Here is a 26,953-nt window from a genome sequence, read left to right as displayed (position 1 = left end):
ATTAAAAACCGGTTTAAAAAATCTTAGTGGTCTTCGACCGCCATGCTCAGGTACACGATAGTGAGTACCATGAAGATAAATGCCTGCAGGGTGATAACCAGAATGTGGAATACCGCCCACGGCCAGGCACCGATAAACTGCCAGGTGCCCATCATGGCGGCCAGCAGAATAAACACGAACTCGCCGGCATACATGTTGCCGAACAGTCGCAGACCCAGGGATACCGGCTTGGCCAGCAGACCAATGGTCTCCAGCAGCAGGTTCACCGGGATCAACAGACATTTCACTACCGGGTTGCTGGCCTCAAAGGGATGCAGGGCCAAGGTACCGATAAAGCCACCCACACCTTTCGCCTTGATGGTGAAGAAGATCACCAGCAGCATGACGGAGAAGGACATGGACAACGTGATGTTGGGGTCAGTGCTGGGCACGATCTTGAAGTAGGCTTCGTGTGCGGTCCAGCCGAAGAAGGTGGTCATGATCCAGGTAAAGGTCTGCGGGATGAAGTCCACAGGGATCAGATCCATCAGGTTCATCAGGAATACCCAGCAGAAGATCACCAGTGACAGCGGCGCCACCAGTTTGCTCTTGCCGTGGAAAGAATCGCGAACCTGGGTGTCGATAAATTCAATGATGGTTTCGATGAAGTTCATGAAACCGGTAGGGACGCCGGCGGTTGCCTTGCGGGCACCCAGCCAGAACAACAGGCACATGATGATGCCGAGACCACCGGACCAGGCGAGGGAATCAACGTGGAATGCCATGAAGCCCATGTCTTTGGCTTCGGTACCGTTACAGGCAAAAGTCCAGGTGGTTTCGCTCAGCGTCTCGGCATGACCGTGACATTCACGGACATAGCCTGCGGGCAGTTCGCCATAGGTCAGATTACCCAAATGGTGCTTGATGTACTCGCCCGGAGAGCTACCAGCCATATTGATACCTACAGTCTCAGTCGTTTTGCCCGTCTTGCCCTGCTGTGCGTCCGTCGAGACGCGCTACCTGAATCCAGCCCACGACCTGGGCGATCAGGAAGCCTAGCAGCAGAACCATTGCAATTTTCATTTCCCGCGTTTCAGGGACCTTGGAAAAAGTGAGCCAGAACAGCAATAACATAATTGCGATCTTGCCCATTTCCGCCCGTACTGCTGCGGTGGCCATGCGCTTGGGCGCATGATTGCCGGGATGCAGCCATATCTGATAGCCGCCCCAGGCATATGCGATCAGGCTGATAGTGCCTCCCCAGGCCGCTACCAGGCCGGCCAGTGTTCCGGCCGTTACCGTTACCAGCAGGGCGAACACCACAATGGCGGCTAGTTGAGCGCGCATTAACCCCCAGAACAATGTTCTGTGGGCCTGGAATTCGTTGCTGGTGGTCACCGTGAAGCCTCTGGGCTGATGCATGTTGATGCCGCACCAGGCGCAAGGTCTTGGGCACCCCTGATCGTTAGCGCGGCGAAGTATATGGAGTTGGCACGCAAGTGGCAACCGTAGAGCGTGGATTGTTGGTCAATGTTCGACCATGGTCGAGCCGTTTTCGCGACAGGATAGCAACACAGTCAAAAATGAATCTGATTCACAAGCAATCAGGAATCGTTGCCCGTTTTCTGTGCAGATCAGGCAGGCAATGAGAAGCGGTCACGGAAAAGCGCCAAGTCATCCGGATCGCCGTGCACCGAAAGGACCGGCCAAGCCGCTGCGACCACGCCATTCGCGGCTTCCGGCTGCCCCTTCGCAAGCAAGGCCAGCCCCAAATCGGACGACATCATCGCCAATGTGGGCCAGATCGCGGGGTTGTCGGCGAAAACTTGCAGGCCCGACATGGCTTGTTGCAATTTCTCCAGCGCTTCATCCGTTCGCTGCTGCCGCAGCGCCACAACCCCCTCAACCCAAGGTAAAAATGCATAGCCGTATTCAGGCAGGGTTGCGGCTGACACCTCCAGCAAAACACAGTGTGCCCGTGCTGAAGACCCATAGCGGGCTTCCATGAGAGCATAGTCCAGGGTCATGGCTGCATCACCGCCGGTAGCCTCCATTGCCTGGCGGTGCAGCTCACATACGGCTGCGAAGTCGCGTCGCGCCAATGCCAGGCGCGCCTGATGCGCCACATACATGCCCGGCATCAGGTTATCCATGAGCGGCTTCCATTCATCCAGTACCGCTTGCGCCGCTTCCTGCTGATTTTCCCGGGCCAGAATGCAGGCTTCGTGCACAGCCAGCTCCATTTGCACGGCCGGGTCCTTTACCCGGCGGCGCAATACTTCAATAGCATCCTTGCCTGCCTGCCACTGGCCACGAGCGCAAGCAGCAAGCACCTGATTGAATAGTTGAGCATCGCGATATTTCCACGCCCCCCAGCCCAGCAAAACAATGGGTAACGCCAAAGCCAGAGCGGCCCAGAAAAGATCCCCTGTGGTAACGCACCAAACCGCCATCGCTAAAGCCAGCGGCCAAAGCCACCAGTTCTGGCGTAAAAACGCCTTCAGAAAGGCCGTCCAGCCTTGATTCGTCTGGAAGTAGCGATAATTGCGTGCATAGTCGCTATCGCTGAGACCATGCGTCTGCAGCGGCTGCGAGGCAGCAAGGACATGGCTCTGTAGCCGGACGTCGGTCAGGCCCTGAGATTCCAGTTGGGCAACCGCCTCGGCGGCCGTGGCCGCTTCCTGAACGCCAGCCAGCTCCCCGTTGGACGACTGCGCCCGAAAGATAAACTTTCCCATGGCTCTCTCTGGTTCTTTTTGTTCTTCCCTGACTCTAGCGCGATCGGCGCCGAGTGCCGCCCCTTACTTGATATGGGCGAGGATGCCGTCGAGCTCGTCCAGGTTGTTGTAGCTGATCACCAGCTTGCCCTTGCTCCCTTGGCCAGACTGGATCTGTACCGGCGCCCCAAGGCGATCGGACAGGTCGTTGACCAGCGCTTTAACGTTGGGGTCTTCCTTGGGGGCGGCCGGTTTGGCGGGTTTGGCCTTTTCGTAGTCACGCACCAGCTCTTCGGTCTGGCGGACGGACAGCCCCTTGGCCACCACGGTGCGGGCCGCATCGATCTGCTTGTTGCCGTCCAGCGCCAACAGGGCACGGGCATGGCCCATTTCCAGGTCGCCGTGTTCCAGCAGCTTTTTGACGTCAGGCTCCAGGCTCATCAGGCGCAGCAGGTTGGTGACCATGGCGCGGGATTTACCTACTGCGTCAGCCACTTGCTGATGGGTCAGGCCGAATTCTTCTTTCAGGCGACCCAGGGCAATGGCTTCTTCCATGGGATTGAGGTTTTCCCGCTGGATGTTCTCGATCAGCGCCATGGCAATGGCGGCTTCGTCCGGGACTTCGCGCACTACCGCCGGGATGGTGTCCAGCTCGGCCATCTGGGCGGCACGCCAGCGACGCTCGCCAGCGATGATCTCGTAGCGCTTTTCGCCGAGCGGGCGCACCACGATGGGCTGCATGACCCCCTGGGCGCGAATGGATTCGGCCAGCTCTTCGAGGGCATCCGGAGACATGTCACGGCGCGGCTGGTAGCGGCCACGCTCCATGTATTCCACCGGCAGGTGGCGCAATTCACCGTCGCGGGGTGGCTGGGTCACCGGATCCGGTTGCTCACCGGCCTCCACACTCACTTCGTCCTGCTGCCGTTGCTGGTAGGACTCATTACTGCTGAGCAGGGCATCCAGGCCCTTGCTGAGACCGCGTTTACGCTTTGCCGCCATGGTGGTTCCTTGTTCTTCTGTGGGAGCGGTGGTTCCACCGCGATCCCCGTTCCAGTGTGAAAATCGCGGTTGAACGACCGCTCCCACAGGTAATGCGTGTCATCTGCCGTGCAATTACGATGCCGCGGCAGGTTGAGTCTTGAGGGCCTGTTCGCGGCGCAGGATTTCGCCGGCCAGTGCCAGGTAGCTTACCGCACCACGGGACTTGGGATCATAGGTAATCACCGGGGCGCCGTGGCTGGGAGCCTCCGCCAACCGCACGTTGCGCGGAATGATGGTGCGGTACACCTTGTCACCAAAGTGGCTGATCAGCTGGTTGGAGACATCGTTGGAAAGGCTGTTGCGCGGATCGTACATGGTGCGCAACAGGCCGCCGATGTGCAGCTTGGGGTTCAGCACGGTGCGGATTTTTTCGATGGTGTTCATCAGGGCCGTGAGGCCTTCCAGGGCGTAGTATTCGCACTGGATCGGCACGATCACCGAGTCTGCCGCGGTCAGGGCATTCACCGTGAGCATATTGAGGCTCGGCGGGCAGTCGATGAGGATATAGTCGTAATTGTCGCGGATGCGGGCCAGCGCGTTGCGCAGGCGGAACTCACGGGATTTCATGTCCAGCAGCTGGACTTCCGCCGCCGTCAGGTCACCGTTGGCGGTGATCAGGTCGAAGCCGCTGTCTTCCGGGGTGTTGACGATGGCCTTTTCGGTGGGCACCTCATCACACAGTACGTCGTAGATGGTGTAGTCGGTGTCGAACTTGTCCACACCGGAACCGGTGGTTGCGTTCCCCTGGGGATCAATGTCTACCAGCAACACCTTCTTGCGTGTGGCTGCCAGGGAGGCGGCCAGATTCACGCTGCTGGTAGTTTTCCCCACGCCGCCTTTCTGGTTCGCTACGGCAAATACGGTGGTCACGCTGTTCTCCTTGATAGTACGCCTGGCGCCAGAGGCTGGATGCTCGACGCAAAACCCTGCAACCCGTTTTGGGTAGGGGGGAAATTGCCGGAGGCAATCTCCACCGATCGCTCCACCCCGTGGCATCCTGTCGGAGATGGGCTGACGCCCATTTCCGACCTACGAAACCGACTCTACGATCACCAGGGTGCGCGCCTCATCCAGACCCGGCACCTGCAGACTGTGGTGGTGACCCTTCCAGCCTTGCGGCAGGGTCGCCAGTTCGTCTTCCGTGCTGGCCGCTTTCATGGCCAGTAGCCGGGTATTGTCGGTCATTATGGACGTCATGAGCGCCAGCATGTCCGACAAGGAGGCAAAGGCCCGACAAATTATCTGTGATGGCGCTTTACGGTACTGTTCCACGCGACCGTGTACAACCTCCACGTTATCCAGCCCCAGTTCCCGGCGGGCCTGGCGCACAAAGCGGGTTTTCTTGCCATTGGAATCCAGCAGGGTGAACGACTGCTGCGGGCGGGATACCGCGAGGATAATGCCGGGAATGCCGGCACCGGTTCCCACATCCAGGGTGTCGCCCTCGCCCACGAACGGCAGCACCGCCAGCGAGTCGAGCAGGTGGCGGGTCACCATTTCCTGCGGGTCGCGGATGGCGGTGAGGTTGTAGGCCTGGTTCCATTTGACCAGCAGTTCCACGTAGTGGATCAGCTGGCGTTGCTGGTCGTCGCTGAGGGGCAGGCCGAGGGTGTCGATCCCCCGGGCCAGAGTGTCAGCCAGTTGTGCGGGCAGGCTCATGCGTGTTGGGCGGCCTTGTTCTGGTGGTGGTGTTTCTTCAGGTAAATCATCAGCAGGGAAATGGCCGCCGGGGTCACCCCGGGAATCCGGCCCGCCTGGCCCAGGGTGTCCGGGCGCACGGTGCCGAGCTTCTGCTTCACCTCGTTGGACAGGCCTTTCACCTGCTCGTAGTCGAAATCCGCCGGCAGAGCCGTGGTTTCCGCCGCCCGCAGCTTTTCGATCTCGTCGGTCTGACGGTCAATGTAGCCGGCGTACTTGGCGAGAATTTCCATCTGCTCGACCACTTCGGCGGACGGGCGATCTTCCAGCGCCACAGCATTGGCCAGACTGGCGTAATCCAGCTCCGGACGCTTGAGCAGGTCCAACAGGCTGTATTCGCGGGTCAGCGGGTTCTCGATCAGCTGGTTCACCGCTTCAGCCTGCGGTGTCTGTGGCCGCACCCAGGTATTTTTCAGGCGCTGCTCTTCCTTTTCCATGCCCTCGCGCTTGGCATTGAAGGCCGCCCAGCGCTCGTCGTCCACCAGCCCCAGTTCGCGCCCTTTCTCTGTCAGACGCAGGTCGGCATTGTCTTCACGCAGCAACAGCCGATATTCGGCCCGGCTGGTGAACATGCGGTAAGGCTCCTGGGTACCCATGGTAATCAGGTCGTCCACCAGCACGCCGATGTAGGCCTCATCACGGCGCGGGGTCCAGGCATCCTGCTCGAGGCTCAGGCGGGCGGCATTCAGGCCCGCCAGCAACCCCTGGGCCCCGGCTTCTTCGTAGCCGGTGGTGCCATTGATCTGGCCGGCAAAGAACAGCCCCGGCATATGCTTGGTTTCCAGGCTGTGCTTGAGATCCTGGGGATTGAAGAAGTCATACTCGATGGCATAGCCAGGGCGAGTAATGTGGGCATTTTCAAAGCCGCGGATGGAACGCACCGCCTGCAGCTGCACATCGAACGGCAGGCTGGTAGAGATGCCATTGGGATACAGCTCGTGGGTGTCGAGGCCTTCCGGCTCCACAAAGATCTGGTGAGTGTCCTTGTCCGGGTAGCGATTCACCTTGTCTTCAATGGACGGGCAATAGCGCGGGCCGGTGCCTTCGATCACCCCCGTGAACATGGGGCTGCGGTCGAAACCACTGCGAATGATGTCATGGGTCTGCGCATTGGTGTGGGTGATATAGCAGCAGATCTGGCGCGGGTGCTCTTCCACCTTGCCCAGATAGCTCATCACCGGCAGCGGGGTGTCGCCCCACTGCTCTTCCATCACCGAGAAATCCACGGTCTTTCCATCGATACGCGGCGGGGTCCCGGTTTTCAGACGATCCACCCGGAACGGCAGCTCGCGCAGACGGCGGGCCAGCGCATTGGAGGGCTGGTCGCCGGCACGGCCACCCTGGTGGTTATCCAGACCGATGTGGATCACGCCGCCCAGGAAGGTACCGGTACACAGCACTACCGCATTGGCATGAAAACGCAGGCCCATGTTGGTAACAGCGCCAACACAGCGGCCATTGTCCACGATCAGGTCGTCAACGGGCTGCTGGAAGATGGTCAGGTTGGGCTGATTTTCCAGCGTCTCGCGGATCGCCGCCTTGTAGCGGATGCGGTCCGCCTGGGCACGGGTGGCGCGCACTGCCGGGCCCTTGCGGGCATTGAGCACACGGAACTGGATGCCGCCTTTATCGGTGGCGCGGGCCATGGCCCCGCCGAGGGCATCGATCTCGCGCACCAGGTGGCTCTTGCCAATACCGCCGATGGCCGGGTTGCAGCTCATCTGACCCAGGGTTTCGATATTGTGGGTAAGCAACAGGGTGGACACGCCCATGCGCGCAGACGCCAGGGCGGCTTCGGTACCGGCATGACCGCCACCGATCACAATCACGCCAAAACGCTGGGAATAATCCATCTGACAACAACCTTGCAGGTTTGCCTGCTGCTCAAAATATGATCAAAGGGGCGCGATAGTATAGAAAGAACGCCCCACGCCGCAAGTGTCACGCGTCTCACACCATGCCACCAAACCCTACCGTAGGAGCCTCGCTCGCGGCGCGATAAACCACGGCGATTAAACCGGATTTACCACAGAGCGCGCAGAGGTCACTAAGGAAACACGGTTTTCTCTGTGAACCCAGTGCGCGCTGTGGTGGAAAGGTTTTTGATCCTGGTTTGGAATCGCGCCGCAAGCGACGCTCCTACAGAGAGCATGCAGCCTGGCGCCACTTGCGTGTAAGCTATTCTACTATAGATCGTTCATCTCACTTAACCGGAAAACTCCTTGGATTCATTGAACTTATTCCTGCTGATCGGCACCGGGCTGATGTTCACCGGCTTGCTGCTTGGGTCCCTGAGCGCTCGCTTCGGGGTGCCGTCGCTGTTGATTTTCCTGCTGGTGGGCATGGCGGCAGGGGAAGACGGCCTTGGCGGGATTGATTTCGATGATTTTTCCACCGCCTATGTGATTGGCAACATTGCCCTGGCCGTGATCCTGCTGGATGGCGGCCTGCGCACCCGGCTCAGTACCTTCAAGCTGGGACTGAAGCCGGCGCTCAGTCTCGCCACCCTCGGGGTGGCCATCTCTGCCGGGCTGGTAGGCGCCTTTGCCACCTGGTTGATGGGCGTGGACTGGCGAGTGGGCCTGCTGCTGGGGGGCATTATTGGTTCTACCGATGCGGCGGCGGTGTTCAGCGTGATCAAGGGGGCCGGTGTGTCCCTGAACGAGCGGGTCGCCAGTACCCTGGAAATCGAATCCGGACTCAACGACCCGATGGCCATCTTCATCACCCTGATGCTGGTGGGATTACTGGTCAATCCAGATGCCCAGTGGGGCATTGGCATGCTGGTGACCCTGGTGCAGCAATTCGGCCTTGGCGCACTGATGGGACTGGTGCTGGGGGTGGTGATCAGCGAACTGCTGCTGCGGGTGCGCAGCAATGAAGGGCTCCATGCATTGCTGCTGTGCTCTGGCGGCGCCATGGTGTTTGCGCTTACTAACCTGGTGGGCGGCTCGGGGTTTCTGGCGATCTACCTGACTGGCCTGGTGGCGGGCAATCGCCGCGGCGGGACCGGCGACAACGTCCTCAAGTCCATGGACTCCATGGCCTGGCTGGCCCAATCTGGCATGTTTTTGATTCTGGGTCTGCTGGTCACGCCGTCGCGACTGACCGAACACCTGGCCTGGGCGCTGGCCGTGGCGGCCTTCCTGATGCTGCTGGCGCGGCCGCTGGCCGTCTGGATCAGCCTGCTGCCGTTCCGCTTTACCTGGCGCGAGGAAATGTTCATTGCCTGGACCGGGCTGCGCGGCGCCGTGCCCATCGTGCTGGCAGTGTTCCCGTTGCTGGCCGGGGTGGAACAGACCTACCTGTTGTTTGATATCACTCTGGTGGTGGTACTGATTTCCCTGATTGGCCAGGGCGCGAGCCTGCGTTTTATGGCGCGACGCCTGAAAGTCTCGGTGCCGCCCTCCACCGAACCCCGGCAGACGGTCGCCCTGGCCGCCCCACGGGACCGCTATTTACTGCAGTTCCAGGTGGAAGACGGCGCCCGGGCGGTGGGCAAACCGTTGGCTGAGCTGTCCGATGACGGGCGCACGCCCTTGATGCTGTACCGCAATCACACGGTGCTGAGCCCACGGGACGAGCCCGTCATTGAAGCCGGCGACCTGATTTCCTGGCTGGCTCCCCTGTCCGAGAAATCGGCGCTGTCTGACCTGTGCCACAAGATGAGTCAGGACGAAAAACGCTATTACGGGGACTTTTCCGTGCTCGGCAAAACCCCGGTGGCCCAATTGGTGGCCGTCTACGGGGTGGAATCTCCTCCCCCCCTTTGGCAGGGACTCACCGTGGCCGAGCTGTTTACCAAACAGGTCGGCAAGCACGCCGTGGTCGGAGATACGGTACGCATCAGTGGCCTGCGTCTGCGCGCCCGCTCGGTCGAAAATGGGCAAGTGGTGCTGGCCGGTCTGAAACTGCCGGGATAGCACAACATATCCCTGCCCTGACGGTTATTATCCTTACTGTGGCGGGGCGGGCATGCGAGCATGGACCCCCGCATTCACTGTCGACACCAACAAGGATGACCCATGGCCCGTTTTGATAATCACCGCATTCTGATCACTGGCGCCGGTGCCGGTATCGGCGCCCTGATGGCAGAAGAGTTTGCGCGCAAGGGGGCCGAGGTGATTGTCACCGCTCGCCGTATCAGTGCCGCCCGCGAGGTCGCCGACCGTATCAAGGCCGCCGGCGGCAAGGCCCATCCCTATGTGCTGGATGTGAGCAAGCTTGCCAGCATCGCCAAATTCCGCGACAAGCTGCACGCCGATGTGGGGCCCATCACCGGGCTGATCAATAACGCAGGCGTGGTATTCGGTGGCGAGTTCGAGCAGGTGGATCTGGAGCAGCACCTCAATACCTTTCGCATCAACAGCGAAGGGCTGATGGCCACCACCCATGCGTTTCTGGATGACCTGATCAGTGCGAAGGAAGGTTACCTGGTCAATATCGCCAGCGCTTCTGCCTTTGTTGGCCTGCCCTATGGCAGCACCTACGCGGCAAGCAAATGGGCCGTGGTGGGTTTTTCCGAATCCATTCGGCTGGAACTGGACGTGCGCAAGATCAAACACGTGCATGTGACCACCGTGTGCCCCAGCTACATTTCCACCGGCATGTTCGACGGGGTGAAGACGCCCATGTTCACCCCCATGCTGACCCCGGAGAAAGTGGTCAAAAGCATTCTTCGCGGCATGCAGAAGAAAGACAGCTTTGTCATCGAGCCGGCCATCGCCAAATCCACCGAGCTGCTCAAGGCGGCACTGCCGCGCAAGGCCTGGGATGAAGTGGCGTACCGCATCGGGGTGTCGACTTCCATGTATAGCTGGAAGGGAAAGAAGTAAGACAGCTGTGAGCTATGCGCTTTGAGCTGTGAGGAAAACCCTTTCTACGGAGCTGCTGTGGGAACGTAGCGCAGCGGCGTTGTTGCGATGTTTGTGGTTTTCCTGACAGCTCGTCGCTAACAGCTCGAAGCTCAACACCCCGTGAACGCCCATTCACCCTAACGCCGCGCCCCTGCCGCCTTGGCAGTCAATGTCTTTGCGCTGGCTTTCCCCAACAATGCGCCCCGTGATCCGCTGTCCGTTTAAGACCACCTTTGGCTCTTTATGACAGCCTGACTGATTCTGACGAGGGAATTTCCATGCCGACTTACAAGGCCCCCGTGCGCGATATGCGCTTTTTGATGAACGAAGTGTTCGATTTCGAGAGTCACTACAAGACTCTGCCCAATGGTGAAGAAGCCACCCCGGATATGGTGGAAGCCATCATCGGTGAAATGGCCAAGCTGTGCGAAAACACCATTGCCCCCCTGTACCAGAGCGGCGATGAAGAAGGCTGCGAGCTGAAAGACGGCGTGGTAGTGACCCCGAAAGGCTTCAAGGAAGCCTATAACGAATTTGTCGCCGGCGGCTGGCAAGGTCTGAGCCACCCGGTGGAATATGGCGGCCAGGGCCTGCCCATGTCTCTGGGCCTGCTCAAGCAGGAAATGATGGCCACCGCCAACTGGTCGTTCTCCATGTACCCGGGTCTGTCACTCGGCGCTATGAACACCATCCAGCTGCACGGCACCGAAGAGCAGAAACAAGCCTACATGGTGCCGCTGACTGAAGGCACTTGGGGTGGCACCATGTGCCTGACCGAACCCCAATGTGGTACCGACCTGGGCCAGGTGAAAACCAAAGCCGAGCCGCAAGCTGACGGCAGCTACAAGATTACCGGCACCAAGATCTTCATCTCGTCCGGCGATCACGACATGGTCGAAAACATCGTCCACATCGTGCTGGCTCGTCTGCCGGACGCCCCCAAAGGCACCAAGGGGATTTCCCTGTTCATCGTGCCCAAGTACCTGCCGGGCAAGATCGGTGAAGACAACGGTGTCAGCGTCGGTTCCCTGGAAAAGAAAATGGGGATCAAAGCCTCCGCTACCTGTGTGATGAACTTTGACGGCGCGACCGGCTTCCTGATCGGTCCGGAAAACAAGGGCCTGGAGTGCATGTTCACCTTTATGAACACTGCCCGTCTGGGTACCGCCATGCAGGGCATTGCCCACGCCGAACTGTCTTATCAGGGCGCACTGCCTTATGCCAAAGAGCGTAAGTCCATGCGTGCCCTGTCTGGCAAGAAACAGCCGGATGAGATTGCTGACAGCCTGATCCATCACGGTGATGTACGCCGCATGCTGCTCAAGCAGAAGGCCATCGCCGAAGGCGGTCGTGCCATGATCTACTTCGCCGCCCAGTACGCCGACAACATGATTTCCGGCATCCTGGAAGACGACATGAAGAAGTACGAGCACTGGGACAGCGAGCTGGGCTTCTTCACCCCGATCCTGAAGGGCTTCCTGACCGAGAAGGGTCTGGAAGTGGCTAACGACGGCATGCAGGTGTTCGGTGGCCACGGCTACATCAAGGAACACGGCATGGAGCAGATCGTGCGCGATGCGCGGATCTCTACCCTGTACGAAGGCACCACCGGTATCCAGGCACTGGATCTGCTGGGCCGTAAGGTTCTGCTGAGCACCAAAGGCAAATGTGTTCGTGACTTCAGCAAGAAGCTGGTGGATTTCGGCACCAAGAACCTGCGTGATCCGAAGCTGCGTCCGTTCGCCTGGAAGCTGCTGAAAATCGCGGCAGAGTGGAACTACCTGACCACCCGCATCATGCTGGTGGCTGCCAAGGACCGCGACATGGTCTCCACTGCCAGCTACGACTTCCTGATGTACAGCGGCTACGCCATGATGGCGTACTTCTGGGCACTGCAGGCAGGCGTTGCCAAGGACAAGCTGGAGAACGGCGGTGCCGAGCCGGCGGAATTCTACAAAGCCAAGCTGGCCACTGCAGAGTTCTACTTCGAGCGTATGCTGCCCAGCGCCAAAGGCCATGCCGAAGCCGCGCTGAAGCCTACCAAGAGCACCATGCAGTTGAAAGAAGAGCACTTCTCGTTCGATTACGAGTAAGTGATCGTCAGGCGTCAGGTGACTGACGTCGGATGCAAAAAGGGGCGGCCTGATGGCCGCCCCTTTTTTTGGTTTGCACGCAACAGGGGTTGTCTTTCTTTTGCAGGAACAGGACCTCGCTTTGGCCAGGATCGCCTTGCGAGCAAGGTGATTCGCTTCGCTCACCCCTTCGGGGCCGCTCTTCGTGCGGTGCTACGTTCCTGCGGGGGAGGAGAAATCGAACGCCTTACCCTGTGATAGAAGCGGCTGTGGAAACGGAGGTTCCGCCGCGAAAACCGACCTCGCGCAAATCGACCTTCACCGTAATGCATACCGGGAAACCGGGATTTCCCCCGGGTTTTTATCTTGGGAGTCTTTGTTCCCTCTCGATGATACGGTGTTGACCCTCGCCCGGGCTCGGGGATCGCCTTGCAAGCAAGGCTCCTACAGGAAGGGTCGCATGATGCTTTCCAGGCGATTGGGCATAAAAAAACGGCCCCCAAGGGGGCCGTTTTTCACACTAACCGAAGGTTAGATCGAGAAACTTAGTTGTTCTCGAACTGACCCATGGTGTTGTGCTTACCACCAGCTTTCAGAGCAGCTTCACCAGAGAAGTACTCTTTGTGGTCATCACCGATGTTGGAACCGGCCATGTCCTGGTGCTTCACGGTAGCGATACCGCGACGGATTTCCTGACGCTGAACACCAGCGGCGTAGGCCAGCATGCCTTCTTCGCCGAAGTAGCCTTCTACCAGCTGGTCGGTGGACAGAGCAGCGGTGTGGTAGGTCGGCAGAGTGATCAGGTGGTGGAATACACCGGCTTCACGAGCAGCATCACGCTGGAAGTTCTGACACCACTTGTCAGCTTCAGCAGCCAGCTCGGAGTTATCGAAGTCAGCGCTCATCAGACGGGCACGGTCGTAACCGGATACGTCTTTGCCTTCTTTCTCCCACGCATCGAATACCTGCTGACGGAAGTTCAGGGTCCAGTTGAAGGACGGGCTGTTGTTGTACACCAGCTTGGCAGACGGCTCTTGTTCGCGGATGCGATCAACCATGCCTTTGATGTGCTCGATGTTCGGAGTCGGGGTTTCGATCCACAGCAGGTCAGCGCCGTTCTGGAGGCTGGTGACACAGTCCAGAACAACACGATCGATGTTGGAATCGCGACGGAACTGGAACAGGCCAGAAGCCAGTTTGGTCGGCTTGATCAGCTTGCCAGCAGTCTTAACCAGAACGTCACCGTGAGAAACGGTAGACGGATCGGTGACTTCTTCACCTTCCAGGAAGGAGTTGTACTGATCAGCCAGGTCGCCTTCCTGAGTGGAAACAGCGATCTGCTTGGTCAGGCCAGCACCTTCAGAGTCGGTACGGGCAACGATCACACCATCGTCAACGCCCAGCTCGAGGAACGCGTAACGTACGGCATTGATCTTGGCCAGGAAGTCGGCGTGAGGAACGGTTACTTTACCGTCCTGGTGGCCACACTGCTTCTCGTCGGAAACCTGGTTTTCGATCTGGATACAGCAAGCACCCGCTTCGATCATTTGCTTGGCCATCAGGTAGGTGGCTTCCGGGTTACCGAAACCAGCATCGATGTCAGCGATGATCGGAACAACGTGAGTTTCGTAGTTGTCGATCTTGTCGATGATTTCAGCTTGCTTGGCAGCGTCGCCAGCTTCTTTGGCATCGTCCAGAGCGCGGTACAGGTGGTTCAGTTCCCAAGCGTCAGCTTGCTTCAGGAAGGTGTACAGCTCACGAATCAGGTCAGCAACGGTAGTCTTCTCGTGCATGGACTGGTCAGGCAGCGGACCGAACTGGGAGCGCAGGGCAGCAACCATCCAGCCGGACAGGTACAGGTAACGACGCTTGGTGGTGCCGAAGTGCTTCTTGATGGAGATCAGCTTCTGCTGACCGATGAAACCGTGCCAGCAACCCAGGGACTGGGTGTACTTGCTGTTGTCAGCGTCATAGGCCGCCATGTCTTCACGCATGATCTTGGCGTTGTACTTGGCGATGTCCAGATGCGTGTTAAAACGGTTTTGCAGACGCATGCGAACAGCAGATTCCGGGTTGATATCTTTCCAGGTGCTGTTGGCGCCAATTACGGAGCTCAGTGCTTCGATGTCTTTGGTGTATGACATGGTGAACCTCTGATAAAAGAAATTGATTTATCGATACCGGAGAGGGGCAACCCTGTTACATGCCATGACATGCCGGCCTACGATGCAGCGCATTCTAGACCTGGCCATCCCATAAACATAATCAATACGGTCTATTTTCAGTATTCATGGGATGAATGCTTTGGCGAACACATCGCCTCCCCTTCCTGAGGATAGCGATCGCACAATACCGACATATGACGTGAGGCCAGACTGCTCTCCTTCTCACCCTGGTGTGACTGCTCAGTCAGCCACTGAGTGTTAGTGAAACCCAGCCCGTGTGCAAGCCACAAATTCCTTGCGTATTGCCGCCACGCTATGAGCATTTACGCTGAACAGGCTTCGATAACATTGCTCACTGAGACAGCCCTTCTTATTCACATGAATGCCATGATGACCTCGCCGTCAACACAGTGACCCCCACCCGTTTTTATCGCTATCATCCTCTCTGCCAAGCAAAAAATCGGTTTTTTCACCGATTGGCACGGACGCTGCATTTCATTTTCAATAGCGGTAGACAGTCTGTGTAAATGGAACCACGACAAGAGAAAAGGAACAGGACTCTATGAAAGCGCTAAGCCCGGTGGACCAGTTGTTCTTGTGGCTCGAAAAACGTCAGCAGCCCATGCATGTAGGCGGCCTGCAATTGTTCCATTTTCCGGAGGGTGCCGGCCCCAAGTATGTCAGTGAGCTGGCCGAGCAGATGCGTGAATATTCCAGCCCGGTGGCGCCATTCAATCAGCGCCTGACCCGGCGCCTTGGCCAGTACTACTGGACCGAGGACAAACAGTTCGACCTGGACCATCACTTTCGTCACGAAGCCCTGCCCAAACCCGGCCGTATCCGTGAGCTGCTGGCACTGGTGTCCGCAGAGCATTCCAACCTGATGGACCGGGAGCGGCCGCTGTGGGAAGCCCACCTGATTGAAGGCATCCGCGGTCGCCAGTTTGCGCTCTACTACAAGATTCACCATTCGGTCATGGACGGTATTTCGGCCATGCGCACGGCTACACGCACCTTGTCTACCGACCCCGATGAGCGGGATATGGCACCGAGCTGGGCTTTCCAGATCAAGAAGCGCCAACGCTCACTGCCCAGCAACCCGGTGGATGTAGCCTCCAGCCTGGCCCGCCTCACCGCCGGCGTGAGCAAGCAGGCGGCGACGGTGCCTGCGCTGGCGCGGGAGATCTACAAGGTCACCCAGAAGGCCAAGAAGGATGAGAATTACGTTTCCATCTTCCAGGCCCCTGACACCATCCTGAATGGTGCCATCACCGGTTCGCGCCGGTTCGCCGCCCAGAGCTTCTGCCTGTCGCGCCTGAAAGGCATTGCCAAGGCGTTTGGCTGTACGGTGAACACCGTGGTGCTGGCCATGTGCGGTCACGCCCTGCGCGAATATCTGATCAGCCAACATGCCCTGCCGGACGAACCGCTGATTGCCATGGTGCCCATGAACTTGCGTACCGACGACAGCGCCGGCGGTAACCAGATCGGTATGATCCTGGCCAACCTGGGCACCCATATCTGTGATCCCGGCAACCGTATCCGGGTGGTGCATGACTCCATCGAGGAGGCCAAGCAACGCTTCTCGCAAATGAGTGCCGAGGAAATCCTCAACTTTACCGCCCTGACCATGGCGCCCACCGGCCTCAACCTGTTGACCGGGCTGGCCCCCAAATGGCGTGCCTTCAATGTGGTGATTTCCAACGTGCCGGGGCCCCGTGAGCCGCTGTACTGGAACGGGGCCCAACTCAAGGGGGTGTACCCGGTCTCCATTGCCCTGGATCGCATTGCCCTCAATATCACCCTGACCAGCTACCAGGATCAGCTGGAATTTGGGCTGATCGCCTGCCGCCGGACCCTGCCTTCCATGCAGCGCCTGCTGGATTATCTGGAGCAGTCCATCCGCGAGCTGGAAATCGCGGCAGGGATCAAGTGACATAGGCAAGCTGGGTAAACCGCTGAACCGCAGGTCGGAAATGGGCGCAAGCCCATCTCCGACATTTCCTGCCCGATGCAAACCGGAGCGGCTGCTATATGACAGCGAAGATCGGCTAACGCCGATTTCCTCCTGACGACAATGGCAGGTAACGGATGACCTCTTCAATCTCCCAAATCACCCGCGGTGAACTGTCCTGCTGGCAGATTTGTCATCGAGGACAAACGCTGGTGATCGCAGAACAGGGCGCCCAGGTGCTGGAGTACCGCCACGACGGCGAGCCCCCACTGATCTGGTTGAGCCCGGAAGCGGCCTACCAGCGTGGCCAGAGCGTACGCGGAGGGGTGCCCGTTTGTTGGCCCTGGTTTGGTGGGCTTGGCTTCAATCCCGACGCTGTCGCCTCACGCTATACCCTGGCCGACCCGCCCGCCCATGGCCTGGTGCGAGGCCTGCCATGGACACTGGTAGAGCAGGTGCAGAGCTCGCAGCAATGTGTGCTGCGGTTCCGGCCCGACCCTGATGAGCTACCCGATGAGGCCCCCGGCGTGACCCCGACACTGATCGTCTGTCTGGACCAGCACCTGACACTGACGCTGGTTAACCACAACCACAGTGAGTCCGAGGTCGCGCTGTCTCAGGCACTGCATAGCTATTTTGCGGTCAGCGACAGCCGGCGAATTACCCTGCAGGGCCTCGATGGGCACCCCTATGTGGATGCTCTGGACCAATGGCACAGCCATTTGCAGCAGGGCCCGCTGACCCTGCAAGGCGAAACGGATCGCCTGTACCTGAAGCTGGGCAATCAGCTCCATATCGACGATCCCGGTTGGCAACGGCGCATTACCCTGTCGGTTTCCGGCAGCCAATCCGCAGTGGTGTGGAACCCGTGGGTCGAGAAAAGTCAGCGCCTGAGCCAGTTCCCGGACGATGCCTGGCAACAGATGATCTGCATTGAAACCGCCCGCGTGCTGGACGACATGCTGGTGCTGGCACCGGGCCAGCACCATGAGATGGCGGTCAGATTTATGACAACGCCGCTGTAAGCCGCAGAAATACGCCATAAAAAGAGGTGGTGATTGCCGTAAAAGGGGAGTAGAGTCGGAAGTGGCTGCGAATTATGGCCGAGGTTTGTGTTGGTAGTTGCCTTCCCTGCGTGAAGCTGAAGTTGTCTCCGAACACCCCCCATCATGGTTTGCAAGCAACACCCTAAGTAATAGTTTTTGAGGTATAGATTCACATGGCTACTGGTACTGTGAAGTGGTTCAACGAGTCCAAGGGTTTTGGTTTCATCTCCCAGGACGATGGTGGTGCGGACGTATTCGTTCATTTCAGTGCAATCACTGGCTCAGGCTTCAAAACCCTGGCCGAGGGTCAGAAGGTTTCCTTCGAGATCCAGCAGGGCCCTAAAGGTCCTCAGGCTGCCAACGTAGTGGCTGACTAAGTCACTGCTTCGGCAAACAAAAAACCCGCTTCGGCGGGTTTTTTTGTGCCTGGCGAAAATGCCAGGCGCACGCGCCAAGTAGGAGCGTCGCTCGCGGCGCGATCACGGACCCTGGATAAAATGATTGACCACAGAGGTACAGCGCACGCGGTGGAAAACCCTTCGTTTCTCGGTGATTTCTGTGTCCTGTGTGATCGAGACGCCTTTTACACCGTTGTTTATCGCGCCGCGAGCGACGCTCCTACGGAAAGGGTCGTGACTGGCCTACACGTTTTTCGGTGTCGGCTACTTCTGCTCCGGCGAAGGAACACCGCAAGCTCGTGCCATGGAATCTTTGCATAGTGGCCACAAGCTTAGAAAGGGTCGATATTCCCAACAGCACCAGCGCTACCTGGTTACCGCTGTTACCCGGGACCGTATCCCCTGGTTTGAAGAAACCCGAATGGCCAGGCTACTCTCACGCAACGTACTGGGCATGGATAAACAAGGCGCGACGACCACTCTTTGCTTTGTGGTGATGCCGGACCATATTCACTGGTTGTTTGACCTCTCAGGAAAATATTCACTGTCTCAAACCGTAGGCATGCTCAAAAGCCAGACCGCCAGAGTCATTGGGCACCCCATCTGGCAACGGGGCTTTCATGACCATGCGGTCCGCAAAGAAGAAGATACTTTGCAAATAGCACGTTATCTCGTTGCCAATCCGCTTCGCGCAGGAATCACTAAAAGCGTACGCCAATACCCCTATTGGTACGCCGTTTGGCTGTAGGAGCGTCGCTTGCGGCGCGATTTCATACGCCAGGGGATCGCGCCGCGAGCGACGCTCCTACAGGAAGGGTGGGGGGTTTTCATTCACGGTTGGAACAGGGGTTGTTCGAGGAGGGTTTTGCGGTGGCGCCAGTCGGGCATGCGGGCGTCCATGAGGGCGTGGAAGCCGGGACCGTGGTCCATGTGTTTTAGGTGGCAGAGCTCGTGCATCACCACATAGTCCAGTGCGTCGGCCGGGTAGTGCAGCAGCGCCATGTTGAGGTTGATGTAACCGCGGGCAGACAGTGACCCCCAGCGGGTGCGCATTTTCTTGATGCGCAAGGTGGGGCGAACAAAGCCCTGTTGTTCAAACCAGTGAAACTGGCGCTCGATACTGTCTTCAAACACCGGTTTGGCCTGGCGGCGCATCCAGCCCTCCACGGCGCTGCGCACCGCCATTTCCTGCTCCGGCTCTGCCACCCGCACCGACAGGTAGGGTCCGCTGAGCGCGACCCGGGTGCGCCCTTCACAGACATCCATCTGCAAGGGCTCGCCGCGCCACGCGAGCGTGGCACCATCTTGCCAGCGTTGCCGGGGGCGGCTGGCCTGGCGCTGTTGCTGGTCAGCTATCCACTGACGCCGGCTATCCACAAAATCCTGCACCATGCGCAGGGACGCCCGCTGCGGCGCACGCACCTGAACACGGCCATCTTCCAGTATACGCAGCTCCAGGCTGCGGCGCTTGCTGCGGATCAGTTGGTAGTCAGTCATGAATCAACCTCGCCGTAGGAGCGTCGGTTATTCGCTTCGCTCACCCTTCGGGCCGCCCTGCGGGCGTTCCTTCGCTACGCTCGGTGACGGCGCGATAAAAGACCAGGATCAAAAGCAGTTTCACCACAGAGAGCACAGCGTACATTCCCTTTTTGCCCTCTGTGGTAAATCGCTTTTAAAGGTTTGGTTTATGGCGCCGCGAGCGACGCTCCTACAGCGTAGTTAGTGGCTTCCCGGCATTTCCTTATCCAGCTGCTGCTTCACCGCATCGGCGGGGGAAGCGTAGGGTGCCAACCACTGGTACAACACCGGGATGATAAAGAGTGTGAGTACCGTGGCAAAGAGCAAGCCACCCAGAATCACCACGCCGATGGTAAAACGGCTTTCCGCACCGGCACCGGTGGCCAGCACCAGTGGTACGGCACCAAAAATGGTGGACACCCCGGTCATCAACACCGGCCGGAAACGCACAATGGCGCCCTGGTAAATCGCGTCTTTGACGCTGCTGCCTTCATCCCGTAACTGATTGGCGAATTCAACGATGAGGATGCCGTTCTTGGCCATGAGTCCAAGCAGCATGATCATGCCAATCTGGCTGTAGATATTGAGGGTGTCCCCGGTGACGCGGATGGCAATCACTGCGCCGGCCAGCGCCAGTGGCACGGTCAACATGATGATCAGGGGGTGGATCCAGCTTTCGAACTGGGCCGCCAGCACCAGGAACACAATCACCAGCGCCAGCGCAAAGGTAATCAGAATGGCCGAGGAGGATTCTTCCAGTTCTTCGGCCATCCCCTTATAGCTGATGCGCGCTTCCAGCGGCAGGATTTCCTGCGCTTTCTGTTCCACATAGTTCATGGCCGAGGCCAGATCGTAGCCTTCTGCCAGGTTGGCAGACAGGGTAATCGCGGGCAGGCGATCCACCCGGCGCAGCTCCGGGGCATCGCCGGTGGTGGTCAGTTCCACCACACTGGAGAACGGTACCAGATCGCCGTTACTGCCGCGCAGGTAGATCGGCAGTACGTCCTCAGGACTGCGGCTGGCGCGTTTTTCGGCTTCCAGCAGCACATCATATTCGCGACCACGATCCACATAGGTGGACGCGGTGAGGGTGGCGAACATGGCCTGCAGGGTCTGCCCCACATCGGTGGCGGTGATGCCCAGATCCGCGGCCCGTTCACGATTCAGTTTCACGTCCAGTTGCGGCTGGGTTTGTTCGAAATCGGTGTCGATGCTGGTCAGGTTGGGATTGTCATTCATGGCCTGCATCAGGGTTTCGCTCCAGGCCAACACTTGCTCATAGTCTGGTCCGGCGACCACCACTTCCAATTCCTGATTGAAGGCACTCTGCCCGAGCCCCGGGGGATTCACCGGGAAGGCTCGCAGGCCTGTCACGTTCATCAGCGGGCCATGAATCCCGTTAACGATTTCCTGCTGGGTGCGCTCGCGATCTTCCCAGTCTTTCAGGCGAACAATGGTGAACGCCCGCTCTGGCACCCCCCGGAAACCAACGATTGCCAGCACCCGTTCTGCTTCACCGTTTTCCACCAGCGGCATGAGAATCTCTTCCACTGCCTGGGTGTGATGAGCGCCATATTCCACCGTGGCTCCCTGGGGCGCGGTGGCTGGAATAATAAAGACGCCGCGATCTTCTGTGGGGGCGAGTTCCTGGGGCAATTGACGGAACAGCACGACCGCCACTACACACAACAACACGCAGCCACCAATCAAAAACCCTGGTGATTGCAGGGTCCGTTTCAGGGTGCTCGCGTAGCCATTGTTGAGTCGCGTCAACGCGCGCTCAAATGCGTTGCCCTGCCCTTGCTGATTTTTTTGGCTGTGACGGTGCAGCCAGCGCGAGCACAGCATGGGCGCAAGACTGAGCGCCACGATACTGGAAATGATCACTGCTGAAGCGAGGGTAAAACCAAATTCACTGAATAACCGTCCCACATCGCCGCCCATGAACGAGATGGGCACAAACACCGCGACCAGGGTCAGCGTAGTGGCGACCACGGCAAAGGCCACCTGCCGGGCCCCCAGGTAAGCCGCCACCAGTCGCGACTCCCCTTCATCAATACGCCGCTGAATGTTTTCCAGCATCACGATGGCATCATCCACCACCAGACCAATGGCCAGAATCAACGCCAACAGAGTGAGCACATTGATGGAGAAATCCATCATCCCGAAACCGATAAAGGCGCCGATTACGGAAACCGGGATGGTGACGGCAGGAATCAGGGTCGCACGCAAATTGCCCAGGAAGGCAAAGATCACGGCAATCACCAGCACCACCGAGATCCCAAGGGTGATCAACACCTCGCGGATAGAGGCGCGAATGAACAGGGACTCGTCAGAATTGATATCCAGATGAATATCAGCCGGCAGGCTTTCGCGCACCGCCAGAATCTCTTCACGCACCAGGTCCGATACCGCCACGGTGTTGGCCTTGGACTGGCGCACGACCCCAAGGCCAATGGCGGTTTCACCGTTGGCGCGAAGAATGGAATCGTCGTTTTCCACCCCCAGGGAAATTCTCGCCACATCACCGAGCCGCAACAGGTAATCGCCCTGGCGGCGCACCACCAGGTCCTTGAAGGCGTCCACGGTTGCCAACCGGTTGTCGGCGCGCAGCGTAAAGGCGCGCGAGTCGGACTCCAGCCGCCCCGCCGGCAGCTCCACATTGTTGCTGCGCAGGGCCAGCTCGATATCGGTCACGGTAACGCCGTTGGCTGCCATCCTCTGACGATCCAGCCACACCCGCATGGCATAACGGCGCTCACCGCCGATGATCACTTCCGATACGCCATCGAGCACTGCAAAACGGTCCACCAGAGAACGCTCGGCAAAGTCCGTCAGCTCCTGTGGCGCCAGCGAGGTACTGGTCAGTGTCACCCAGATGATCGGACGGGCATCCGCATCGGCCTTGGCAATCACCGGTGTTTCTGCTTCTTCCGGAAGCCGATTCAACACCCGTGATACGGCGTCGCGAACATCATTGGCGGCGATATCCACATCCCGCTCAAGGCTGAATTCCACCGTGGTCCGCGCCGAACCCAACCGGCTTCGCGACTCAATGCGGTGCACCCCTTCCACCCCGGCAATGGCGCCTTCAATAACCTGGATAATCTGGGTATCGATCACCTCTGGTGCCGCGCCTGCATAATCCACCGTTACCGACACTTCCGGCGGATCAATGTCTGGGTATTCCCGGATCGGCAGTTTCTGCAAGGCACTGACACCGAACACCACGATCAGCAGGCTGATCACCGTAGCGAAGACCGGCCGCTTGATGGACACATCAGACAGGATCATGCGGCCGCGTCTCCCGCCACGTCCTGTGTCGGTGGGGCAATCAAGACCCGCTGTTCCGGCAACAAGGCATCGGGGTTGTCGATGATGTTGACCGCCTGACCACTGCCCAGCCGGGTGTGTCCGTTAACGATGATCTCGGGGTTCCCCACCAGACCGTCACGAATCTCTACCCAACCATCACGCCGACCGCCGAGGGTCACCGGATGACGAATCGCCTGGCTGTTGGCATCCACGGTGAACACATAGCTTTGTGCTCCCTGGGTGATGATCGCCTGTTCCGGTACCAGTAACGCGGTGCGTTGTGCCAGTTGCACGGTAATACGCATGAACTGACCGGGACGTACCCGGTTACCGGGGTTGTTGAGCCGGGCCCGGGCGGTCAGGCTGCGGCTGCTGGCATTGACCCGGGAATCCAGATGGCTGATGGCCCCGTCAAAATTCAGGTTCGGGAACGCCTCATTGCTGGCATGCACCCGCAGCCCCACGGTAAGCCGCCCCAGATAGCGCTCCGGTATTTGAAAATCCACTTCGATATGGCCCAGGTTATCCAGCGTGGTGATGGCATCACCGGTTTGAAGATAAGCGCCAGGATCCACCTGGCGTAGCCCGACCACTCCCGCAAAGGGAGCCTGAATGCGGTGGTCGTTGAGGTTCGCCTGGGCTGCATCGCGATTGGCTCTGGCGGCTTCCAGGCTGGTGCGGAAAGTATCCACTTCCGATTGCGAGATCGCCCGGCGGTCTACCAACTGCTGGCCACGGCGAAAATCGTCTTGGGGACGCTGGTATTCGGCTTCGGCCCGGGCCAGTTCGGCACGGGCATTGCGATCATCGAGCTGCACCAGCAGCTGACCCCGTTTGACTTGCTGGCCCTGTTGAAAATGAATCTTCGAGACCCGCCCAGGCACCTCCGCCAACAGCACCACGGCCTGGGCCGCCCGGGCGGTGCCCACGGCCTCGACCTGATCAAACAGGTCCCGCTCAATGCTGGGTGCCACGTTGACCGCGGTGGGTGGCCGTTGTCGCGGTGCCGCACTATCGGGCACCAGTGCCCACCAGATACCCCCTGCCGCCAGCGCCAACAGCACCAGCCCCGCCAAAATCCGCCCCATGGGGTACTCCCTCAATTCAACACGCCAAGCCTAGCGCGTCATTATGCAAGCAATTCGCAATTCATACGCCAGTCTGACCGCCAAGTATGAAGCTAATTCATTTATGGATACATTCTTTGCGAATATCGCGCCTTGATCTGCTGGTGTCTTGCCGGGAAGGTGCTCCAGAGCGGTCATCACCACAGAGGGCAAAGAGATAAAACCGGGGGATGCTTCGTGCGTCGTCATGCACTGCGGTGAAGGTGGGGTTTCCAGAGTTCGGTTGAGCGGCGGAACCTCCGCTCCTACAGCACCTTCGTCGTGGTTATCGTGGCAACGCTGATTGCAGGTCGCTGTTCTGAGGGAACGGTGGTTCCACCGCGACGCGCCAAGCGTCGCTGACCCTTCGCGGTCGAACCACCGTATTTGCCAGGGCTTCTTACACCATTTCCGCCCGCATCTTCTTCTTGTCGAGCTTGCCCACGGAGGTACGCGGCAGGGCATCGACAAAAATCACCCGGTCCGGGATGCCATAACGGCTGATGATGCCTTTCTCGGCATAGTCGGCAATCAGGGCCTTGATACCCTCTTCGTCGGCATCACCGCTTTTCACCACCAGCGCCACCGGGCGTTCGCCCCACTTGGCATCCGGCACGCCGACCACTGCACACTCACCCACACCGGGGTGTTGCAGGACAAGGCCTTCCAGATCAATGGAGGAGACCCACTCGCCGCCCGTCTTGATCACGTCCTTGATGCGGTCAACGATCTTCAGCCAACCATCGTCGCTCATCACCGCCACGTCACCGGTATGCAACCAGCCACCCGCCCACAGCTCTTCGGACTTTTCCGGATCGTTCAGGTAACCCTGGGTCAGCCAGGGGGCGCGGACAACCACTTCCCCCTGGCTCTTGCCATCGTGAGGGACGTCGTTCATCTCGCCATCGACGATTCGCAACTGCACCATGGCCACCGGGCGACCGGTGCGGGTGCGGTAGTCGGCCTGGGTTTCCAGGTCGGCGTTCTCCAGCTCCGGGGTCAACTGTGCGAGGGTCAGCAGTGGGCAGGTTTCGCTCATGCCGTAACCGGTATAGATATCAATACCTCGCTCCAGCGCCCCCATGGCCAGAGCCTTGGGCAAGGCCGAACCGCCGATGATCACTTTCCAGCCACTCAGGTCCACGCTCTTGGCGGCTTCCGCCTGCAACAGCATCTGGATAATGGTGGGGACACAGTGAGAGAAGGTGACTTTCTTGCTGACCAGCAGCTTGAGCAGGGTAGCCGGCTCATAACGGCCCGGGTATACCTGCTGCACGCCCATCAGGGTCGCCATGTAGGGAATCCCCCAAGCGTGCACATGAAACATGGGGGTAATCGGCATATAGACGTCGTCTTCGTTGAAGCGACCCTGACCGACACCGGACATGGTGTTACGACCGGCAAAGGTATGCAGCACCAGCTGACGGTGGGAGAAATACACCCCTTTGGGCAGGCCGGTGGTGCCGGTGGTGTAGAAGGTGGTGGCGCGGGTGTTTTCGTCCAGCTCCGGGAACGCATAGCGGGCCGGCGCGTCGGCCAGCAGCGCCTCGTATTCCCCCGCCAGGGGCAGGCTGTCACTGCCTTTGACCCCATCATCGTCCAGCAGGATATAGGTTTTCACCGGCTCGATACGGTCTTTCAGCTCTTCCAGCACCGGCAGGAATTCGCTGTTCACCAGGATAGCGTCATCCTTGGCGTGGTTGATGGTGTAAAGGATCTGCTCCGGGCTCAACCGTACATTTACGGTGTGCAGCACAGCCCCCATCATCGGGATTGCAAAGAAGGCTTCCAGGTAGCGGTTGGTATCCCAGTCCATGACGGCGACGGTGTCACCGGGCTTGATGCCCTGGGCGGCCAGCGCCCCGGCCAAACGATGAACCCGCTCCTCAAACTCGCGGTAGGTGTAATCACGACCATTGTAGGTGATGGTCTGGTTCGGCGCCTTGCGCACCCCCGCTTCCAGGATACGGTTGATCACCAGCGCCGGCTCCACGGCGGAAGCACTGCGCTGAATGCTCAGGTCGCTACTCATGTTGACTCTCCAAAGATCCATAAATATGGCAATTATTATGGTTCCGGCGGCGGCAGGGTGTTCCACCTACTCACCAGTATGCCGGCCCCCAAGGGTGGCACAGCCTTCCCCGCAGGTCACCTGCGGCAAACCCGGAACGGTTACAAAATACTACGCCATGTAGACACCCTGTCTAGCTATCTCGTCGCCATCCGGCTCAGTTAGTTCTTTCGGTTAATGGTGAAGCCGGTTCTGGCGGTGCTACGGTGCCTCTTTCGATTTGTTCGCCTGCATGTTCTTCAAGGAGTGAAGATCTGATGCCCCGTTGGCTTGCCGCACTGCCTGTACTGTCTCTTGTGCCTGGACTGACCCTTGCCGCCCCCGCCTTCGAGCGCCCAGGCTTGGGCTTGAATCCGGATTTGTTAGGCAAATACCGCATCGCCGTTGAACAGGGGTTGCCCGATGCCACCCTGGATAAACGGGGCACCCCGGAAATCACGACACTGGATTTCAACACCCAGCTACGGCTTCGGGTCGTCCGGCGGATAGAGATTCAGGTAGGCGTTAACAGCTACCGCTATCAAGACCTCACGCAGGGAAAACAATCCAACGAGCAGGACGGGATGGGCGACAGCAGCCTGGGCGCCAAATTCGCCTTGTACCGGGGCGATACCTTCCGTGCCGCCCTGCTGGCTGGCATGTTGCTGGACACCGCCAGCGATGCCTTCAGTGACGAAGAGGATGGCAGCTTCATGGCCATCAGCGGCGGTTGGTGGCTGGACGACCGACATCAACTGCAACTCAGCGCACGCTATGACGATAGCGGTAGCAACAAGTGGATTACCGTGGTGCCCAGTTGGCATGCACGGCTTAACGATCAATGGGCTGTATTTCTGGATGCCGGCTTCAGCCGCAACGAAGATAATGGCGACGATAATAACCGTGCCGGCGGCGGTATCACCTGGATGCTCACCCCGGCCATTCAGTTTGATCTCTACGGGCGAGGTGCACTGGATAGCGACAGTATTGATAACGAAGCGGGCCTGGGGCTTGCCGTCGCGTTTTAAGGAACCC

General features: G+C 59.1%; 20 protein-coding genes. 8 read left to right on the top strand and 12 right to left on the bottom strand.

Annotated features, from left to right (window positions below; genetic code table 11):
• Positions 1 to 23: 23 nt before the first annotated feature.
• The 7 genes from atpB to mnmG form a co-directional block, all read right to left on the bottom strand.
• Entirely contained in the window at positions 24 to 932 is a 909-nt protein-coding gene (gene atpB, locus A15D_RS02825; RefSeq protein ID WP_022985904.1) for a F0F1 ATP synthase subunit A, read from the bottom strand.
• Between the two features lie 16 nt (positions 933 to 948).
• Positions 949 to 1,377, bottom strand: coding sequence for an ATP synthase subunit I (locus A15D_RS02820; RefSeq protein ID WP_233192030.1), 429 nt, complete (start codon positions 1,375 to 1,377; stop codon positions 949 to 951).
• Between the two features lie 236 nt (positions 1,378 to 1,613).
• Positions 1,614 to 2,717 carry a hypothetical protein gene (locus A15D_RS02815; RefSeq protein WP_102790683.1) on the bottom strand — a complete coding sequence of 368 codons (1,104 nt, stop codon included), beginning with the start codon at positions 2,715 to 2,717 and terminating at the stop codon, positions 1,614 to 1,616.
• A gap of 63 nt (positions 2,718 to 2,780) precedes the next feature.
• The gene (locus tag A15D_RS02810) at positions 2,781 to 3,698 is read right to left on the bottom strand and encodes a ParB/RepB/Spo0J family partition protein (RefSeq protein ID WP_102790682.1); all 918 of its coding nucleotides are present in this window, start codon (positions 3,696 to 3,698) and stop codon (positions 2,781 to 2,783) included.
• 114 nt (positions 3,699 to 3,812) lie between these two features.
• Positions 3,813 to 4,610: a ParA family protein gene (locus tag A15D_RS02805; RefSeq protein WP_022985907.1), complete on the bottom strand. Its 798-nt coding sequence runs from the start codon at positions 4,608 to 4,610 to the stop codon at positions 3,813 to 3,815.
• A gap of 159 nt (positions 4,611 to 4,769) precedes the next feature.
• Positions 4,770 to 5,399 (bottom strand): 16S rRNA (guanine(527)-N(7))-methyltransferase RsmG, encoded by a 630-nt coding sequence (gene rsmG / locus A15D_RS02800; protein ID WP_102790681.1) that lies wholly within the window; start codon positions 5,397 to 5,399, stop codon positions 4,770 to 4,772.
• Positions 5,396 to 7,291: a tRNA uridine-5-carboxymethylaminomethyl(34) synthesis enzyme MnmG gene (mnmG, locus tag A15D_RS02795; RefSeq protein WP_102790680.1), complete on the bottom strand. Its 1,896-nt coding sequence runs from the start codon at positions 7,289 to 7,291 to the stop codon at positions 5,396 to 5,398. Before mnmG ends, rsmG begins: the two co-directional genes overlap by 4 nt.
• Positions 7,292 to 7,660: 369 nt before the next feature.
• Between mnmG and A15D_RS02790 the strand changes: the two genes are divergently transcribed.
• From A15D_RS02790 to A15D_RS02780, 3 genes are all read left to right on the top strand, one after another.
• Complete coding sequence (locus tag A15D_RS02790) at positions 7,661 to 9,361, top strand: potassium/proton antiporter (protein WP_022985910.1); 1,701 nt, start codon at positions 7,661 to 7,663, stop codon at positions 9,359 to 9,361.
• A gap of 102 nt (positions 9,362 to 9,463) precedes the next feature.
• Positions 9,464 to 10,273, top strand: coding sequence for an SDR family oxidoreductase (locus A15D_RS02785; protein ID WP_022985911.1), 810 nt, complete (start codon positions 9,464 to 9,466; stop codon positions 10,271 to 10,273).
• A 299-nt stretch (positions 10,274 to 10,572) separates the two neighbouring features.
• Positions 10,573 to 12,387: an acyl-CoA dehydrogenase C-terminal domain-containing protein gene (locus tag A15D_RS02780; RefSeq protein WP_102790679.1), complete on the top strand. Its 1,815-nt coding sequence runs from the start codon at positions 10,573 to 10,575 to the stop codon at positions 12,385 to 12,387.
• Positions 12,388 to 12,911: 524 nt separating this feature from the next.
• Here the strand turns inward: A15D_RS02780 and A15D_RS02775 are convergent.
• Positions 12,912 to 14,510 carry an isocitrate lyase gene (locus tag A15D_RS02775; RefSeq protein ID WP_102790678.1) on the bottom strand — a complete coding sequence of 533 codons (1,599 nt, stop codon included), beginning with the start codon at positions 14,508 to 14,510 and terminating at the stop codon, positions 12,912 to 12,914.
• Positions 14,511 to 15,093: 583 nt separating this feature from the next.
• On the opposite strand from A15D_RS02775, the gene A15D_RS02770 reads away from it, so the two are divergent.
• From A15D_RS02770 to A15D_RS02755, 4 genes are all read left to right on the top strand, one after another.
• Positions 15,094 to 16,467, top strand: a complete 1,374-nt coding sequence (locus A15D_RS02770; RefSeq protein WP_102790677.1) for a wax ester/triacylglycerol synthase family O-acyltransferase — start codon at positions 15,094 to 15,096, stop codon at positions 16,465 to 16,467.
• A gap of 230 nt (positions 16,468 to 16,697) precedes the next feature.
• Entirely contained in the window at positions 16,698 to 17,510 is an 813-nt protein-coding gene (locus A15D_RS02765; RefSeq protein WP_233192028.1) for a D-hexose-6-phosphate mutarotase, read from the top strand.
• A gap of 194 nt (positions 17,511 to 17,704) precedes the next feature.
• Positions 17,705 to 17,908, top strand: a complete 204-nt coding sequence (locus tag A15D_RS02760) for a cold-shock protein (protein WP_022985916.1) — start codon at positions 17,705 to 17,707, stop codon at positions 17,906 to 17,908.
• A gap of 325 nt (positions 17,909 to 18,233) precedes the next feature.
• Complete coding sequence (locus tag A15D_RS02755; RefSeq protein ID WP_102790675.1) at positions 18,234 to 18,677, top strand: transposase; 444 nt, start codon at positions 18,234 to 18,236, stop codon at positions 18,675 to 18,677.
• Positions 18,678 to 18,760: 83 nt separating this feature from the next.
• Here the strand turns inward: A15D_RS02755 and A15D_RS02750 are convergent, their stop codons facing one another.
• The 4 genes from A15D_RS02750 to A15D_RS02735 all read right to left on the bottom strand — a co-directional run bounded on the left by A15D_RS02750 (position 18,761) and on the right by A15D_RS02735 (position 25,900).
• Positions 18,761 to 19,426 (bottom strand): M48 family metallopeptidase, encoded by a 666-nt coding sequence (locus A15D_RS02750; RefSeq protein ID WP_102790674.1) that lies wholly within the window; start codon positions 19,424 to 19,426, stop codon positions 18,761 to 18,763.
• 222 nt (positions 19,427 to 19,648) lie between these two features.
• Complete coding sequence (locus A15D_RS02745) at positions 19,649 to 22,741, bottom strand: efflux RND transporter permease subunit (protein WP_102790673.1); 3,093 nt, start codon at positions 22,739 to 22,741, stop codon at positions 19,649 to 19,651.
• Positions 22,738 to 23,850, bottom strand: coding sequence for an efflux RND transporter periplasmic adaptor subunit (locus A15D_RS02740; protein WP_102790672.1), 1,113 nt, complete (start codon positions 23,848 to 23,850; stop codon positions 22,738 to 22,740). The genes A15D_RS02745 and A15D_RS02740 overlap by 4 nt, the downstream gene beginning before the upstream one ends.
• Positions 23,851 to 24,268: 418 nt before the next feature.
• Positions 24,269 to 25,900, bottom strand: coding sequence for a fatty acid--CoA ligase (locus A15D_RS02735; RefSeq protein ID WP_022985920.1), 1,632 nt, complete (start codon positions 25,898 to 25,900; stop codon positions 24,269 to 24,271).
• Between the two features lie 296 nt (positions 25,901 to 26,196).
• Between A15D_RS02735 and A15D_RS02730 the strand changes: the two genes are divergently transcribed.
• Positions 26,197 to 26,946, top strand: a complete 750-nt coding sequence (locus A15D_RS02730; RefSeq protein WP_102790671.1) for a transporter — start codon at positions 26,197 to 26,199, stop codon at positions 26,944 to 26,946.
• Positions 26,947 to 26,953 lie beyond the last annotated feature (7 nt).

The sequence above is a fragment of the Alcanivorax sp. MD8A genome, assembly GCF_002888555.1.
In the GTDB taxonomy this organism is placed as follows: Bacteria; Pseudomonadota; Gammaproteobacteria; order Pseudomonadales; family Alcanivoracaceae; genus Alcanivorax.
Note: the sequence above shows the minus strand (reverse complement) of the source record. Positions and strands in the feature narration are given on the sequence as shown.